The 15,915-nt window shown below is 57.4% G+C and carries 18 protein-coding genes; 7 read left to right on the top strand and 11 right to left on the bottom strand.

The genetic code is table 11. From position 1 onward, the window contains the following. Nucleotides 1–29: 29 nt before the first annotated feature. Nucleotides 30–509: an MOSC domain-containing protein gene (locus DS906_RS21795; RefSeq protein ID WP_199528624.1), complete on the bottom strand. Its 480-nt coding sequence runs from the start codon at nt 507–509 to the stop codon at nt 30–32. Further along, on the bottom strand, nt 510–1,097 hold the full coding sequence (locus DS906_RS21790) for a hypothetical protein (RefSeq protein WP_113792134.1): 588 nt from the start codon (nt 1,095–1,097) through the stop codon (nt 510–512). A 210-nt stretch (nt 1,098–1,307) separates the two neighbouring features. On the opposite strand from DS906_RS21790, the gene ettA reads away from it, so the two are divergent. Beyond that, nucleotides 1,308–2,963 (top strand): energy-dependent translational throttle protein EttA, encoded by a 1,656-nt coding sequence (gene ettA, locus DS906_RS21785; RefSeq protein WP_113792179.1) that lies wholly within the window; start codon nt 1,308–1,310, stop codon nt 2,961–2,963. A 240-nt stretch (nt 2,964–3,203) separates the two neighbouring features. On the opposite strand, the gene DS906_RS21780 is transcribed toward ettA, so the two are convergent. After that, entirely contained in the window at nt 3,204–3,419 is a 216-nt protein-coding gene (locus tag DS906_RS21780; RefSeq protein WP_147235343.1) for a hypothetical protein, read from the bottom strand. A gap of 665 nt (nt 3,420–4,084) precedes the next feature. After that, the gene (locus tag DS906_RS22770) at nt 4,085–4,294 is read right to left on the bottom strand and encodes a hypothetical protein (RefSeq protein ID WP_369935626.1); all 210 of its coding nucleotides are present in this window, start codon (nt 4,292–4,294) and stop codon (nt 4,085–4,087) included. Between the two features lie 326 nt (nt 4,295–4,620). Between DS906_RS22770 and DS906_RS21770 the strand changes: the two genes are divergently transcribed. After that, nucleotides 4,621–4,827, top strand: coding sequence for a cold-shock protein (locus DS906_RS21770; protein ID WP_058273677.1), 207 nt, complete (start codon nt 4,621–4,623; stop codon nt 4,825–4,827). A 178-nt stretch (nt 4,828–5,005) separates the two neighbouring features. After that, entirely contained in the window at nt 5,006–5,566 is a 561-nt protein-coding gene (locus tag DS906_RS21765) for a L,D-transpeptidase (protein WP_113792178.1), read from the top strand. A gap of 5 nt (nt 5,567–5,571) precedes the next feature. Here DS906_RS21765 and DS906_RS21760 read toward each other — a convergent pair whose 3' ends face one another. Together DS906_RS21760 and DS906_RS21755 are read right to left on the bottom strand one after the other, a co-directional pair. Then, a complete protein-coding gene (locus DS906_RS21760) occupies nt 5,572–6,186 on the bottom strand; it encodes an SOS response-associated peptidase (protein WP_113792132.1) in 615 nt (204 codons plus the stop codon). 4 nt (nt 6,187–6,190) lie between these two features. Continuing rightward, the gene (locus DS906_RS21755) at nt 6,191–6,832 is read right to left on the bottom strand and encodes an arylesterase (protein ID WP_113792131.1); all 642 of its coding nucleotides are present in this window, start codon (nt 6,830–6,832) and stop codon (nt 6,191–6,193) included. Nucleotides 6,833–6,883: 51 nt separating this feature from the next. Between DS906_RS21755 and DS906_RS21750 the strand changes: the two genes are divergently transcribed. Next, on the top strand, nt 6,884–7,579 hold the full coding sequence (locus tag DS906_RS21750) for an ABC transporter ATP-binding protein (RefSeq protein ID WP_113792130.1): 696 nt from the start codon (nt 6,884–6,886) through the stop codon (nt 7,577–7,579). Further along, nucleotides 7,576–10,104 carry an ABC transporter permease gene (locus tag DS906_RS21745; protein ID WP_113792129.1) on the top strand — a complete coding sequence of 843 codons (2,529 nt, stop codon included), beginning with the start codon at nt 7,576–7,578 and terminating at the stop codon, nt 10,102–10,104. Before DS906_RS21750 ends, DS906_RS21745 begins: the two co-directional genes overlap by 4 nt. On the opposite strand, the gene DS906_RS21740 is transcribed toward DS906_RS21745, so the two are convergent. After that, a complete protein-coding gene (locus tag DS906_RS21740) occupies nt 10,101–10,553 on the bottom strand; it encodes an Rrf2 family transcriptional regulator (protein ID WP_113792177.1) in 453 nt (150 codons plus the stop codon). The genes DS906_RS21745 and DS906_RS21740 overlap by 4 nt on opposite strands. A gap of 95 nt (nt 10,554–10,648) precedes the next feature. Between DS906_RS21740 and DS906_RS21735 the strand changes: the two genes are divergently transcribed. Continuing rightward, complete coding sequence (locus DS906_RS21735; RefSeq protein ID WP_113792128.1) at nt 10,649–11,218, top strand: gamma-glutamylcyclotransferase family protein; 570 nt, start codon at nt 10,649–10,651, stop codon at nt 11,216–11,218. Between the two features lie 52 nt (nt 11,219–11,270). Here DS906_RS21735 and gltX read toward each other — a convergent pair whose 3' ends face one another. Next, nucleotides 11,271–12,596 carry a glutamate--tRNA ligase gene (gene gltX, locus DS906_RS21730; RefSeq protein WP_113792127.1) on the bottom strand — a complete coding sequence of 442 codons (1,326 nt, stop codon included), beginning with the start codon at nt 12,594–12,596 and terminating at the stop codon, nt 11,271–11,273. 60 nt (nt 12,597–12,656) lie between these two features. Next, the gene (locus DS906_RS21725) at nt 12,657–13,091 is read right to left on the bottom strand and encodes a DUF1801 domain-containing protein (RefSeq protein ID WP_113792126.1); all 435 of its coding nucleotides are present in this window, start codon (nt 13,089–13,091) and stop codon (nt 12,657–12,659) included. Nucleotides 13,092–13,208: 117 nt separating this feature from the next. Between DS906_RS21725 and DS906_RS21720 the strand changes: the two genes are divergently transcribed. After that, on the top strand, nt 13,209–14,141 hold the full coding sequence (locus tag DS906_RS21720; RefSeq protein ID WP_113792125.1) for an MBL fold metallo-hydrolase: 933 nt from the start codon (nt 13,209–13,211) through the stop codon (nt 14,139–14,141). A 4-nt stretch (nt 14,142–14,145) separates the two neighbouring features. Here DS906_RS21720 and DS906_RS21715 read toward each other — a convergent pair whose 3' ends face one another. Further along, entirely contained in the window at nt 14,146–15,474 is a 1,329-nt protein-coding gene (locus tag DS906_RS21715) for an FAD-binding oxidoreductase (protein WP_113792124.1), read from the bottom strand. 154 nt (nt 15,475–15,628) lie between these two features. Next, nucleotides 15,629–15,913: a hypothetical protein gene (locus tag DS906_RS21710; RefSeq protein ID WP_147235341.1), complete on the bottom strand. Its 285-nt coding sequence runs from the start codon at nt 15,911–15,913 to the stop codon at nt 15,629–15,631. Between the last annotated feature and the right edge of the window lie 2 nt (nt 15,914–15,915).

Below are 15,915 nucleotides of genomic sequence, written 5' to 3'. Positions count from 1 at the left end.
TTGCTGATGTTCAGAACTGAAGCGCGTTGTCAATCAACGGGCTGCACCGCATCGCCCAGCTTTATGCGCCCCGGCCGCACCACCTCCGCACACCACCCGCCATGCGCCCGCACGGCGGAATAGCCACCTTTTCCCAGCGCCTCCTCCATCCGGCTGCACGGCGCGCATATCACGGTAAAGCGTAGGATCGCCTCGCCCACCTGCACCTCACGCCCCTTGAGCGCGGCTAGATTGATCCCTGAGACCACCAGATTGCGGCGCAGAATATCAGGCGACACCGGTCCCTGCCCAAGATACGACCCAATCGCCGCCAGATGCTCATGCTGGATCAGAGTCACCGCCCGCTTGCCTGCGCGGCCCCGGTCGCCATCAAGCCCATAGGTGGAGATCATGCCTTCCTGAACCGCGACCATCTCCGCACGACGTTCAGGCCGCAGACCGATCCAATCAACGCGGCCGGGCTTGGCCCAGCCAGATATCAACTCACTCAGGGACAAAACATCTCCCAATCACCCATTCATACACGTTTTGAATTCGTCAAATTCAACAATATCTTCCATCGGCAAAAACGGAATGTCACTTTCGACAATACACTTAATGTGTAGTTTTGAATCCTCTGAGAGTTGCCGCAAGTTTTTCAAGGGAACATTGGCGCTCCTTGGCAAATCCACCTCGGGTTCAACGAAAAAATCTAAGCAACCTAAATAGGTTTGAACCCTAATCTCATCACCTGTCAGGGATACATATTCAAGCATCTGGTGCAAAACTGAGCTTTTAAACTGACGATAGTCTTCTGTTTGAGTGAAGCCTTCTTCAATGCTTGCCAGCGCCTGAATAAGCTTAAAGCTAACGTAGAATCGTATATCTTGCTCTGCCTTATTCGAAACACTAAGCAAACCCAGAACATGGGTCGAAGTGTCTTCATTTGTCGCAATCTTCGCGGAAAATACCGCCGTCACGTTGTATGTTGAGCAATAGGTTGCGTCCTTGTATGCCTTGCAGCCCGGTGCGTTTTCAGCGCCAACCGCCAATGAACTTATCGCCCCGAAACCCAAGGCAAAAGTGATTGAAATTATCAATCTTTTGGACATCTTCATTCGTTCTTCTCCCGATTGAGCTGTGTACTCGGCAACCCTTGCAGAGGGAATGCTCAGGAACCGAAACCAGTCGATTTCAATTGCTCAGTGCGGCGTTCTTGCAGGTTGCTCTAGCACTTACGTCCGGCACTGTGGTTCATGATTGCCCCCACCACCCGCATCCGCTATCACCCCGCCCAACCTGAATTTCCCCGACCCAGAGGACGCGACATGGCCGCCTATCAATATGTCTACCACATGCAGGGTGTCTCCAAGACCTATCCCGGTGGCAAGAAGTGCTTTGAAAACATCCACCTGAGCTTCCTGCCCGGCGTGAAAATCGGTGTTGTCGGCGTCAACGGTGCAGGTAAATCGACGCTGATGAAGATCATGGCGGGCCTCGACAAGGACTTCACCGGCGAGGCCTGGGCCGCCGAAGGTGCCAAGGTCGGCTATCTGCCGCAGGAACCGAAATTGGATGAAACCCTCAGCGTTCGTGAAAACGTCATGCTGGGCGTGGCCGAGAAGAAGGCGATCCTTGATCGCTATAACGAACTGGCGATGAACTACAGCGACGAAACCGCTGATGAGATGGCCAAACTGCAGGACGAGATCGACAGCCAAAACCTCTGGGACCTCGACAGCCAGATCGACGTCTCGATGGAGGCGCTGCGCTGCCCAGCAGACGACGCCAACATCGCCAACCTCTCGGGCGGTGAGAAACGCCGCGTGGCGCTCTGTAAACTGCTGCTGCAGGCCCCCGACATGCTGCTGCTCGATGAACCGACCAACCACCTGGACGCCGAAACCATCGCCTGGCTGCAACAGCACCTGATCGACTACAAAGGCACCATCCTGATCGTCACCCACGACCGCTATTTCCTGGACAGCATCACCGGCTGGATCCTCGAACTCGACCGTGGCCGGGGTCTACCTTACGAGGGCAACTACTCGGCTTGGCTGGAACAAAAAGCCAAACGGCTGGAGCAGGAGGCGCGTGAGGACAAGTCCAAACAGAAAACCCTGCAGCGCGAACTGGACTGGATGCGTCAGGGCCAAAAGGCCCGTCAGGCCAAATCCAAGGCCCGGATCAACGCCTATAACGATCTGGCGGAACAGTCCGAGCGCGAAAAGCTGACTCGCGCCCAGATCGTCATCCCCAACGGCCAGCGCCTTGGCGGCAAGGTGATCGAGGTCGAAGGCCTCGCCAAACACATGGGCGACAAGCAACTGATCGAGAACCTCGATTTCACCCTGCCCCCCGGCGGCATTGTCGGTGTCATCGGCCCCAACGGTGCCGGTAAATCGACCCTGTTCAAGATGCTCACCGGTCAGGAACAGCCCGACAACGGCACCATCTCGCTGGGCGACACCGTGGAACTGTCCTATGTCGACCAGTCCCGCGACGACCTGAAAGACAACGACACCGTGTGGGAAGCGATCACCGGCGGTGCCGAGATCATTCAGCTGGGCGACGCGCAGGTCAATTCCCGCGCCTATTGCTCGTCCTTCAACTTCAAGGGCGGCGACCAGCAGAAAAAGGTCTCGTTGCTGTCAGGGGGTGAGCGCAATCGCGTCCACATGGCCCGCCTGCTGAAAGAGGGCGGCAACGTCCTCCTGCTTGACGAACCTACCAACGATCTGGACGTCGAAACCCTGCGTGCGTTGGAAGACGCGCTGGTCGATTTCGCCGGCTGCGCCGTGGTCATTTCCCACGACCGCTTTTTCCTCGACCGGATCTGCACGCATATTCTGGCGTTCGAGGGCGATGCCCATGTGGAATGGTTCGAGGGCAACTTCGAGGACTACGAAGAGGACAAAAAACGCCGCCTGGGACCGGACGCGCTGGAGCCCAAGCGGTTGAAACATAAAAAGTTTGCGCGGTAAAAACTATGTTTGAAGCCCGGAACCAACGAATATGATTCCGGGCCTCAAATAGCCTGTTTGGAGTGAGTACCAGCATAGATATCGGTAATTCGGTTTGACTGGTGTGTGCGGCTATTTTTCTCAGCTTCTCCAGACCATTTGTGAGCCCTAAGCAGCCGGTCGGAGTTCAGCCTCTCACAACATAAGTCAGGTTGTCCGCGCATTCTCTATCTGTGCCTTACAACAGCTTGTGGAAATCAATTACTTTTGCGACTGGCCGACTGGCTGTTGGTTTTCACCACTCCGAACCTGTTTCTCGTTCAGAACATCTCCAAAAAGCACAGTCAGTTCTTTTTTGTTGACCGCTCCAGAATTTGCAATTTGCGTTTTCCCGGCAAGCTTTTGGGGCACCGAATTTGCCTGCTCCGCTGATTTGAAAATATGGTCTAAGATCGACTTGAAAAACATATCTTTCACCGTGCGTATTGGATTTCTCGAAATTGTTTGAAACTGAGTATTCGTTGCAATATTCCGCTGCGGGCCGATCCGAGCGTGCGGTGGACGTCGGCTCAAGGACCGTATTTCCGTGAGTGGCCACCCGCAGCGGTGCAGCGTACATATGAAAGAAAGATCAAGCGCCAACGGGGAAGAAAACCGCGTTCTGCATCATTTTTGAAAAGCCTGTCAAAAAGTCATTTTGTGATGCGGCTTTGCGAACTAAAGCTCATGCCACTGCCCCTATCGTGACGTTACGGCACTATTTATGGCTGATAGTTTTGGGTGCTTTTTTTGCGGATTGTCGGGGTTCTAAACTGAGGTTCTTCAGAGGAGTGATGGGTGAAATCACCCATCCTACGGTTCTCCGAACTTCCCTACGGTGACACCACAACTCCATTCCGGATCAACGCGACCCGCACGAATATCGCGGTGTATCGACGAATACGGCCAATGGGTTGGGTACGCTACGAACCCGTGTTTGACCGGGTTACCCCAGCAATATGCCATGTGATTACGATAATCTCGTTCATCACGGATCCAGTGCTCCCAAAACCTGCGTTGCCAAATCCCACGTTCCTGTTTGACAACTTTCGACCCGCCCCGCGGACCGAACGCGCCGACGCCACGCACAAACCGAATTTTGATCAACCGCCACCGTGTCGAAAAATCCGCATCTCCCGGTGGCAAGGTCCAAACCGCGTGCCGATGATCCGGCACCACAACAAACGCGTCAACGCAATGGCCACCCGCAATTGCGCCACCTCGCGCACCAACAAATCCGATGATCGATCGGCCATAGACACGGCAAAAAAGTACTTAGCTCCGGGAATGCGGATGCCGCGGCAATTGCTCATGCCGCAACCTGATCACAGGCTTGGTTAGAGGATTCTAAATGCTCACACAGCGCGCTGACCGAATAGCTTCACCTTATCAAAGGCCATTGAACTAATAACCAAACCCATCGGCGGATTCTTGTACAAATCGGGAAACTGGCCCTCAAACCCTTGTACGAAACGTACAAAATCCCTTGTCACACGCCCACCCCAATGCCATATCAATGGGGCTTACGTTTTTCTATTTCGACCCACTGTCACCGTTTCCGGCGCTCAGTCTATCGATACAGACAACGACGCCGGGCTGCCGCAACTCCGTGGGCAGCACTAAACAGGAGACAACGGATATGCCCACAGGCACCGTAAAATGGTTCAACACCACCAAAGGTTTTGGCTTTATCGCACCTGAAGATGGCGGCAAAGACATCTTCGTTCACATCTCGGCTGTCGAGCGTTCGGGCCTGACCGGCCTGGCCGACAACCAGAAAGTCACGTACGAGCTGCGCGCTGGTCGTGACGGCCGCGAAAGCGCCGACGATATCGCACTGGCCTAAGGCCATGAAAGGGCAGAGGTCACCTCTGCCCTTTTCACATCACGCGGGACAAAACTGCAACAGAAGTGTGTCTCTGCGATTACATCACAATACGGTTACTCTTGGCAGATGATTGACCAGATCGGTTATCATTCCGACACTGGTTTACGATTTTCCTGTTGTCCTTAAGAGAACCGATATGTTCACACGTCGCATTTTCCTTGCAGCATCTGCTGCCGCTGGCCTGACACCCGGCATTGCTTCGGCCAAGAAGAAAGCTGTCGAATACGACCCCACGCCCCAGTTCGTTCGGGTCAAGAAACAATTTCTGCCGGGGCAGCTTCTGGTCGCGCCACGGTCCTTCTACCTGTATCTCATCACAGAACCGCGCAAGGCGATCCGCTATGGGTGCGGCGTTGGCAAGGCAGGTCTGGAGTTCACCGGCACAGCCACGATCGACGTCAAGAAAGAGTGGCCGACCTGGCGCCCCACGAACGAGATGATCGAACGTGAACCGCTGACTTACGCCAAGTTCAAGGACAATGATTATGTTCAACCGGGCGGTGATGGTAACCCGCTGGGGGCACGCGCACTCTACCTGTTTCAGAATGGGGTCGACACCTATTTCCGTATCCACGGCACGACGCAGCCGCAAACCATCGGGCGCGCGGCCTCAAACGGATGCATTCGGATGCTAAACTCGCACGTCATCGACTTGTATGAGCGTGTACCGGTCGGAACTGTGGTCACGGTGGTCTGAGGCGGTTACGGCCCGGACCAGTCGACGTCCGTCGCCTCTTCGATCTGCAACAACCCGTCAGGCCACGGTTGCGCCAGCGCCTTGGCGTCGTCCTCAGTTCCTGTAAGCCATGTCTTTATGTCGGCAGGATCCAGCAGGACGCCCATTCGATGGTGTATCGGCTCCAGATCAGCATTGGGTGGGCAGGTCACAGCTGCACACTGGTCAACCCGCAGCCCCCCCGGAGCCTGCCAACTGTCCGTGATCGCAGCAAAGAACAGAAGTGAGCCATCTGCAGAGGAGATGCGCCATGCGGTTTTACGGCGCTTTTCGCCTGTCCACTCGTACCACCCGTCGACCGGAACCACGGCCCGGCCAACGCCGTCGAATGCGGTTTTGTCAAAGACGGTTTCGGACCGGGCGTTGATTATGGTTTCCATCACAGGCCGACCGCGCGCATTGACGCGCCCAACCGGGATCATTCCCCATCGCATGGGCCTCAGGCCGTGGGCAGTCAGGACGATCAATTCCTGACCCGGTTGAATGTTTTTTCGCGGCGGCTGCAGGTCCACATCACATCGGACGTTCAGTGCCTGCGCGATCTCAGACATTGGCCGTGTCAGAAAAAATCGACCGGGCATCTTCTCAATCCTGCTTGGCCGAGGTTTCGACCAACTCCAACACGTAAGGCCCAAGCGCTGCTACGATCCGCGCCACGCCTTCTTTGTTGGGGTGAATTCCATCCGGTTGCATGAACTGCCGGACTGCGTTCGGGTCGCCGTTTGGCTGCAACCCTTCAAAAAAACTTTCAGCAAACACAAGTTGATATGCCTTGGCCAGATCCGGGTACATCGCATCAAATGCCTGCTTGTAATCGACCCCGTAATTCCCCGGTGACTGCATTCCGATCAGCAAAACCTCAACCTCTGCCGCCCGGGCGGAAGTTACGATTGTCTCAAGGTGCGCGCGCGATACAGCCGGGTCGATACCGCGCAACAAATCATTGCCACCCAGCGCCACAATCATCGCGTCCACGTCAGGTGTCAGTGTCCAATCGACACGCGCCGCGCCGCCGGCGGTCGTATCCCCGGAAACTCCGGCATTGATCAATTGCACATCTGCGCCCTGATCCTTCAGCCATTGATCCAATTGTGGTACAAACCCATCCTGTTCCGGCAGCCCGTATCCTTGTGTCAGCGAGTCCCCGAGGGCCGCGATGACCAATGGTTCTGCTGTGGCGGCAAAGCCGCAACACACAAACAGTAAAGCCATCAGAGCCTTGCGCATTTTTTGAACAACTCCATATCCCAAAATGACCGCCTCCTTTTGGAACTACCAATGACGACACCTGTTCTTTCGCTTCAAAATGCCGCTTTGTCGCTGGATGGCAATGCCGGTCGGGTCAATATCCTGCATGAGATTAACCTGACTGTCGCAAAAGGCGAAACGCTTGGGCTTGTCGGGCCGTCCGGATCTGGCAAATCCTCGCTGCTGATGCTGATGGGCGGATTGGAACAGGCAAGCGCGGGCAAGATCACAGCCCTTGGCCAGGATCTCACTGGCATGGATGAGGATTCTCTGGCCCGTTTCAGACGCAATGCGATGGGGGTCGTCTTTCAGAACTTTCATCTGATCCCAACAATGACTGCCCTGGAAAATGTGGCCACGCCGCTGGAATTGGCCGGACACAAGGATGCGTTTCAACGCGCCGCGGCAGAACTTGACGCGGTTGGCCTGTCGCATCGCCGCGATCATTATCCGGCGCAATTGTCTGGCGGCGAACAACAACGCGTTGCACTGGCCCGTGCCGCCGCACCGCGTCCGCAGATTTTGCTGGCGGACGAGCCGACAGGAAATCTGGACGAAACGAACGGCGCGGCGATCGTCGATCTATTGTTCGGCCTGCGCGACAAACACGGCGCCACTCTGGTGCTTGTAACCCACAGTCATAGTCTGGCCCGCAGGTGTGATCGGGTTGTGCGCTTGCGCGACGGGCGGATTTCGGAAGACAGCCAGCAAAAGGCCGCGGAATGAGCCCTCGGCTGGCCGGGCGGCTGGCACGCCGTGAACTTCGGGGCGGACTGTATGGGTTTCGCGTTTTCCTCGCGTGTCTTGCGCTGGGTGTCGCCGCGATCGCAGCAGTTGGGTCGGTGCGCCACGCGATCCAGGCTGGACTGGCGGAAGAAGGCGCGGCCCTGTTGGGCGGGGATGCGCAACTGGAATTCACCTACCGGTTTGCCACAGATGACGAACGCGCCTGGATGGATCAGACCGGGACAGATGTCTCTGAAGTGGTCGATTTTCGCTCGTTGGCCGTTGCTGAGCAGGGCGCTGAAACGCAACGCGCGCTCACACAAGTCAAATCGGTTGACGACACCTACCCATTGTTGGGATCTCCGATTTTGAAGCCTGCTCTGCCTCTGTCGGCAGCTTTAGGGACACATCAAGGACTTCCCGGCGCAGTAATGGATCCGTCGCTGATTGACCGGTTGGGCCTTTCCGTCGGAGATCGCTTTGCACTGGGGACGCAGGAATTCATCCTGACCGCCGCATTGATCCATGAACCGGACGGGGCGGCAGATGGCTTTGGTCTGGGCCCTCGCACGCTGGTGCGGACCGAAGACTTGCAAGCATCCGGCCTGTTGGCCCCGGGAACTCTTTTTTCCACCAAATACCGCCTGGCCCTGCCATCAAGAACCGAGCTGCAAGATCTAGCGGTAGAAGCGCGTCAGAATTTTGAGGGCACCGGTATGCGCTGGACCGACGCGCGCAACGGTGCGCCCGGCATTGCCGAATTTGTCGGGCGGCTCAGCGCATTTCTGGTTCTGGTCGGGTTATCAGGCCTTGCAGTCGGCGGCATCGGAGTTTCCGCAGCCGTGCGCGCCTATCTGTCCCAAAAGACAGAGACCATCGCGACACTGCGCACACTGGGCGCTGACAAGGCGACAATATTCCAAACTTATATGATCCAGATCGGTGTCCTGTCCGGGATCGGCATCTTGCTGGGCCTTGCCTTGGGCGGGTTGCTGCCGCTGCTGCTGGCCCCCTTGATTGAAGCCCGGCTGCCTGTACCCGCGGTTTTCTCATTTTATCCGGCACCGCTTGCCGAAGCAGCCTTGTACGGCACACTGACGGCCTTTCTGTTCACGCTCTGGCCCCTTGCCCGCACCGAAGACGTCCGTGCAGCGACCCTGTTTCGGGATGCTCTGACCTCGGCGCGTGCGGTTCCACGAGGGGCATACCTCATCGCAACTGGTTTCGGCCTCGCGCTGCTGATCGCATCAGCCGCCTGGTTCAGCGGCTCCGCGCGCCTGACGTTCTGGACCACCGGAGGGTTGGTGGGCGCGTTGCTGCTGCTGGCCGCTGCTGCCTACGCGGTGCGCCGGCTGGCCCGGCTCAGCGCCCCATCAGCGCGCGGGCGTCCGGCCCTTCGGTGGGCCTTGTCGGCCATTTCCGACCCGCGAGAGGGCGCTGCATCCGTTGTACTGTCTCTGGGTCTTGGACTTTCGGTTCTGGCGGCCGTTGGGCAGATCGACGGCACTTTGCGCAATGCAATTTCCGGCAACTTACCAGACGTTGCCCCGTCTTATTTCTTCGTCGACATCCAGAAGGACCAGATGTCGGGTTTTAACGACAGGTTAACCACCGACCCCGGCGTCAGCCGGATCGAAAGCGCACCGATGCTGCGCGGGATCATCACACAGATCAACGGCAAGCCCGCCCGCGAAGTGGCAGGCGATCATTGGGTACTGGATGGCGACCGGGGCGTCACGTATTCCGCCCGGCCACCTGATAACGCACGCATCACCTCGGGTGAGTGGTGGGCAGAAGACTATACCGGTACGCCGCAGGTGAGTTTCGCAGCCGAGGAGGCGGAAGAAATGGGCCTGAAGCTCGGTGACCAACTGACCGTGAACATTTTGGGCCGGGACATTGCTGCAGAACTCACATCAACGCGCGAGGTTGATTTCTCGAACGCCGGTATGGGCTTTATCATGTCGATGAATCCATCAGCCCTTGCAGGTGCCCCGCACAGCTTTATCGCGACAGTCTATGCCGAAGAACAGGCCGAAATGAAAATTCTGCGCGATTTGGCCGGAAAGTTCCCCAACATAACGGCGATCCGGGTGCGCGACGCGATTGACCGCGTCTCGGGCCTGCTGGCGGGCATCGCAGCGGCCACGTCATACGGAGCGGGTATTTCTCTGCTGACCGGTTTTTTGGTTCTCATCGGTGCTGCTGCGGCCGGGGAACCCGCCCGCCGATACGAGGCCGCGGTCCTCAAGACACTGGGCGCGGACCGGCGGCGCATCCTGTTCAGCTTCGCCCTGCGCGCCGCGCTGTTGGGTGCGGCCGCAGGTGGCGTTGCCCTGCTGACCGGCATTCTGGGTGGGTGGGCCGTTGCCACCTATATTTTCGACACGAACTTCTCGGTGATCTGGTCGTCCGCTTTCATCATCGTTCTGGCGGGCATAATCGTGACGCTTGGCGCGGGGCTGATCTTTGCCCTGCGTCCCCTGGCCGTCCGCCCTGCCCGCATCCTGCGTGCCAGCGATTAACCGGCGCGCGCGCAGGTAACCGGTTGCAGGATCTGCAGCAAAGGATCGTTGTCGCAGATCAGGGCGTCCAGTGTGATCTCGTCCAGCGAGGCATAGAAGACCTCAGCCGCGTCCTGAAGTGCCACCCGCAATCGACATGCATCCGTCAACGGGCAGGTGTTGTCGGCATCCGCAAAACACTCGGCCAATGGAAGATTGCCTTCGACATGACTAAAAACCGATCCGATACGGATCTGTTCGGCCGGCCTGGCCAGCACCATACCGCCGTTACGACCGCGCTGCGTACTTAGATAACCCAACTGACTGAGTTGATTGATGACCTGTGCCAGATGGTTCTCGGAAATATTGCAGACTTCGGCAATCTCAGACTTGGTAACCAGCCTATCTTGATGCGCTGCACAATACATCAGCAGCCGCACCGCAATGTTCGTCCGTTTGGTTATCCGCATCGTGACCTCCCAAGTTTCAAGATGCAGACTTATTGCATGTCCGGCATAAAAGCGGTTTGACATACATCAATCGTCAGGAAAGGACGCACAGGCCCATGGTAGATCCCTATTTCTTTGGCTACGGCAGCCTTGTGAACCTGTCGACCCACGACTTTCCCGATCCGCATCCTGCCCGGCTAAAAGGCTGGCGGCGCGCGTGGCGACACACTGACCTGCGACCAGTCGCCTTTCTGACTGCGGTACCAGACCCCGCGTCCGAAATCGAAGGCATGATTGCGCATGTGCCAAAAAATGATTGGATGGCCCTAGACGAACGGGAATGGGCCTATAACCGAATTCCCGCCACACAATCCGTCACGCACCCAATAAAGCACGAGGTCGAGATTGCCGTCTACGCTGTGCCTCTTGACCGGCACAATGCTCCAAGCAATCACCACCCATTGCTACTGAGTTACATTGATGTGGTCGTGCAGGGATACCTGCGCGCATTTGGTGAAGACGGCGCAGATCGTTTCTTTGCCACCACAGATGGATGGGATGCACCAATCCTGAACGACCGGGCCGAGCCCCGGTACCCGCGCCATCAGCAGTTGAAACCGGTTGAGACCGAATTCGTGGATGATCGTCTCAGCCGTCTCTCAGCCCGGATTGTGCAGAACGCATAGAAAAAAGGCGGGATCGAATGACCCCGCCCTTCCTCATTCTATTGTCGTACACTCAAGCTTTTGCGCGGATCACCTGCAGCAGTGGCAACAGAGTGGCCATCTCAGGCCCCCGCTCCATGCCGGTCAGCGCCTTGCGCAGCGGCATAAACAGACCCTTGCCCTTACGGCCGGTCGCTTCTTTAACCGTGCTGGTCCATTTGCCCCAGGTTTCGCCATCGAACGAACCTTCGGGCAGCAAAGTCATCGCCTCTGCGATGAAGTCACGATCCTCATCCGCAATCAGCGGCTCTGCCCCATCGCGGCACAGCTCCCACCAGCCCTTGAGATCAGCCAAAGTGGTGATGTTCTCGCGTGCCATCGCCCAGAAGGGTTCGGCCAGATCGGCAGGAACACCAGCATCAGCCACGGCCTCGGCCACGTCGGCCAAAGGCAGGGACTGCAGATGCTTTGCCGTCAGCGGGAACAAGTCCTGCACATCGAACTTGGTTGGGGCAGCACCAAAGCGGTTCACATCGAAACCTTCAATCAGTTCCGCCATGTCCGAGCGCAGCTCAACCGGATCAGACGATCCAAGACGCGCCATCAGACTCAGCAACGCCATCGGCTGCACGCCCTGTTCACGCAGATCACGCAGGGCCAGCGTGCCCAGACGTTTTGACAGGGCCTCTCCTTGAGGACCGGTCAACAGCGAATGGTGCGCAAAGCGCGGGCAGGTGCCGCCCAGCGCCTCGATGATCTGAATCTGGGTCGCGGTATTGGTCACATGGTCCGAGCCGCGAACTACATTGGTGACGCCCATCTCGGTGTCATCCACCACAGACGCAATCGTATAGAGAACCTGGCCGTCGCCGCGGATCAGAACCGGATCGGATACGGATGCTGCATCAATCGAGATGTCGCCCAGAATGCCGTCATTCCACTCAATCCGCTCGTGATCCAGCTTGAAGCGCCAAACGCCGCTGCCACGCTCAGCCCGCAGCGCCTCTTTCTCGGCATCCGAGAGGTTCAGCGCGGCGCGATCATAAACCGGCGGCTTGCCCATGTTCAGTTGCTTCTTGCGCTTGAGGTCCAGCTCGGTGGGCGTCTCAAACGCCTCATAGAACCTGCCCATCTCGCGCAGTTTGTCTGCGGCTTCGGCATAACGGTCCAGGCGATCCGACTGACGCTCAACCTGATCCCAATGCAGACCCAGCCACTCCATGTCCTGTTTGATGGCGTCGACATACTTTTCTTTCGACCGCTCAGGATCGGTGTCGTCGATCCGCAAGATGAACGTGCCGCCGGCCTTGCGGGCGATCAAATAGTTCATCAAGGCGGTGCGCAGGTTGCCCACGTGGATGTAACCGGTGGGCGACGGGGCAAAACGGGTGGTTGTCATAGGTGTCTCCTGTTGGCGCGGCTCTTGTCACAGGATTGGCCAATTGTCCAGCAAAGGCATTCAGGTCGGCTGGACCGGCCAGTGCCGATCCAAGTCCTTTAACCCGGCGCAGATCAGTTCAGACAGAACATTCGTGTCAATATCCGCCAGCTTGTTCACATAGAGACAGGACTTGCCCAGCTTGTGTTTACCCAGTCTGGACAGGACATGCCCGAAATCTGCGTAGCCGGGCATGATGTAGATCGACAAAGCCGTTTTGCGGGGGGAAAACCCGGTTGCCAGAAACTCTCCTTCGCGCCCGGACTTGTAGCGATAATGGTAACGACCATAGCCCACAATCGACGCCCCCCACATAACGGGTTCAAACTCGGTCGCGTGCCGAAAAAGGGCATCCAACGCCCGCGCATCATCTGCCTTCTTCGCCGGTTGAACAGCCGCCAAAAAGCCCTCGACGCTTTGCACTGTGGGAACGGTTTTGTTTTCAGATCGCGCCATAAACAAAAATTAACACGTAATGTTCATCCACGCAGCCCATTTGAATTGTGTATAGACTGGCAAGAGACTTGCGCAGACCTAAACTCACCGAATGGTGTTCTGACAGGGAGAACCAATATGACCATCAAATTGACACGCCGCGCAGCATTGGGAACCGCGGCAGCTTTGCCCTTTGCCGTAGCTGCAGCACCGGTTCTGGCAGCCGGAGCCGAGGCCAAGGCAAACTCGACCATCGCCAAATCCTTTGCGTTGGGCGATTTCACCGTCACGACTTTGCTGGATGGCAGCCTGCCGCGCGATGGCGCCCAGGAAATCTTTGGCGGCGGAGCGTCCGATGAAGACTTCGCGAAAGTCTCAGCGGACAATTTCATCTCACCAGATGTCGCGCAGTTCTTCTTTACCCCGACTCTGGTCAACACCGGGTCTGAGCTGGTCCTGTTCGACACGGGGCTGGGGCAAGGTGGTATTCAGGCAGCATTGGCAGATGCAGGTGTGACACCGGATCAAATCAATGTCGTCGTCATTACCCATATGCACCCCGATCATATCGGCGGCATGACAACCAATGACGCGCCGACCTTCCCGAACGCGCGCTATGTTACCTCCTCTCCGGAATATGACTTCTGGGCGGCGCAGGACGCAGGCAATCGTGTCGGAGATCTGGTCGCGGCCAAGGTCACGCCATTGGCCGAGAAGATGACCTTTGTTGAAAATGGCGGCGAAGTCTCGTCGGGCATCACCGCTGTTGCAGCTTATGGCCATACGCCTGGTCACACGGTTTATCATCTGGAAAGCAACGGTCAGCGTCTGGTTCTGACCGCCGATCTAGCCAACCATTATGTCTGGTCCTTTGCCCATCCAGAATGGGAGGTTCGCTTTGACATGGATAAGGCCGCAGCCACGGCGTCGCGCCGCGACGTGCTGGGCATGTTGACCGCCGACAAGGTTCCGATGATCGGCTATCACATGCCATTCCCGGCGGCTGGCTTCGTTGAACCCCGTGGCGATGGGTTTCGCTTTGTGCCGGTCAGCTATCAGATGATGGGATAGTACCCTAGTATCCCGGGTCCGGCCGCACCTTTGAGCCATCCGTAAATCGGGACAGGCGAAAGGCGGCCGGATCAACGCATGGCGTCGTTTCACAAACCAGATCAGCCATTAAACGCCCGGCTCCGGGGCCTATCCCAAATCCGTGGCCCGAAAACCCCGTGGCGATGAACATACCCGGCATGGTATCGACTGAGGATATCACCGGAATGGCGTCCGGTGTGACGTCGATCAAACCTGCCCAGCTTTGAATGATCTCTGCCTGCTCCAGCGCCGGGAACCCTTTGCGCGCGCGTGCCCATGTCCGCCTAAGGACCTTGGCCGAGGGCTCAGGGTCCAGCACACGGCAATGTTCGAATGGGGTGACATCGGTGTGCAACCATGATCGGTCTTCGCCCGCCTCTGTCGCCCAGCGCTTGGAAAGCCTGAACCGCAGGGATCGCCACTCTTGCCGGAACGCCGGAACAAACTGCATTGCAAGCCTAAAGCTGTCCGGAACAATATCCATCGTATTCTCTTGCCCGGACGCAATTGTATAGCCGCCATCGGCCCTTTTTCGTATCGCGAAATCATCTGACCATAATGCCGTCTCAGGGCCATCCACTGGTGACGTGCGTAAGACCGTGTTGAGAACCTTAAGCTGCGGCAGGTCGATCCCCGCATTTCCCGCAAAAAGGCGCGACCATGCGCCCCCCGCCAGTACCACCCGGGCACAGGCCACCCGACCACGTTCAGTAAACACACCCGAGACATGACCGTTCTCGACGTCAACGCTGCGCACTGCGCAGTTGGTCATCAGGCACGCCCCTTTGTCACGTGCGGCTTCAGCAATCGCAGGGGCGGCCAATTGCGGCTCGGCCCGTCCATCCCGTGGCATGTGCAGAGCAACTTTCAGACCCGATTGATTGTCGGGCAGCAAGCCATCCAGTTCAGCACCCGAAACCATCTGAGCGCCAGTCTGCAGACCTTCAACATGGCGCATCCAGCGTTCAAGATTTGCATGATCCCGCTTCCCCGAGGCACCAAAAAGGATGCCGGACCGCGAAAAACCGGTTTGGCGCCCTGTGCGTTGATCCAGACCCTGCCAGATCTGCTGTGCTTCTAGCATGAGCGGGATTTCCCGGGGGTCCCGCAGCCCCAAACGCACCCATCCCCAGTTTCGCGAACTTTGCTCGCCCGCGATCTGGCCTTTTTCGCACAGCAAAACCGACGCGCCCCGCTCTGACAGCTCTAAAGCAGTTGATGCGCCAATAATTCCGCCGCCTATGACCACGACGTCAACAGACTTGGGCAGATGCAGATCGGGTTCTACAGGAGTTGGTTTTGGACCGGGCATCCGCCGCTCTTACTTCATTGCTCGGACTGCAATGAATGCGCGGTATCAGGCAATAGGCAACATGTCGCCTGATGCACGGATCACAATTTTCACAAGCTGTGGTTATAGTGCCAGAATGATCTCTGGCACTGTTCAATTCAGCTGGCTCGGGCCGTCAAGCAGCGCCGCAGAGTTCAGCCCACTTCTGACGCAATGTGGCTGTCAGTCCGGCATCGTTGCCGGACATATCTTCGCCCATGCTTTCTTGTGAAGGCAATTCAGGCAGAACCGAAGAGGCCACCGTTTCCACTGGTTCCGATTTTTGCTCTGACGGCATCTCAGCCCCCAAGAGGTCGGCAATGGCAGAATCGACCTGATCTTCGTCTAGTTCATGACCCTTGGATTCCATCGAACGCCACGGAAGTAGCGAGTGGAGTGGCCTATCGTATTGCTCACGCATTT

Source organism: Ruegeria sp. A3M17 (assembly GCF_003318255.1).
Lineage (GTDB): Bacteria > Pseudomonadota > Alphaproteobacteria > Rhodobacterales > Rhodobacteraceae > Ruegeria.
Note: the sequence above shows the minus strand (reverse complement) of the source record. Positions and strands in the feature narration are given on the sequence as shown.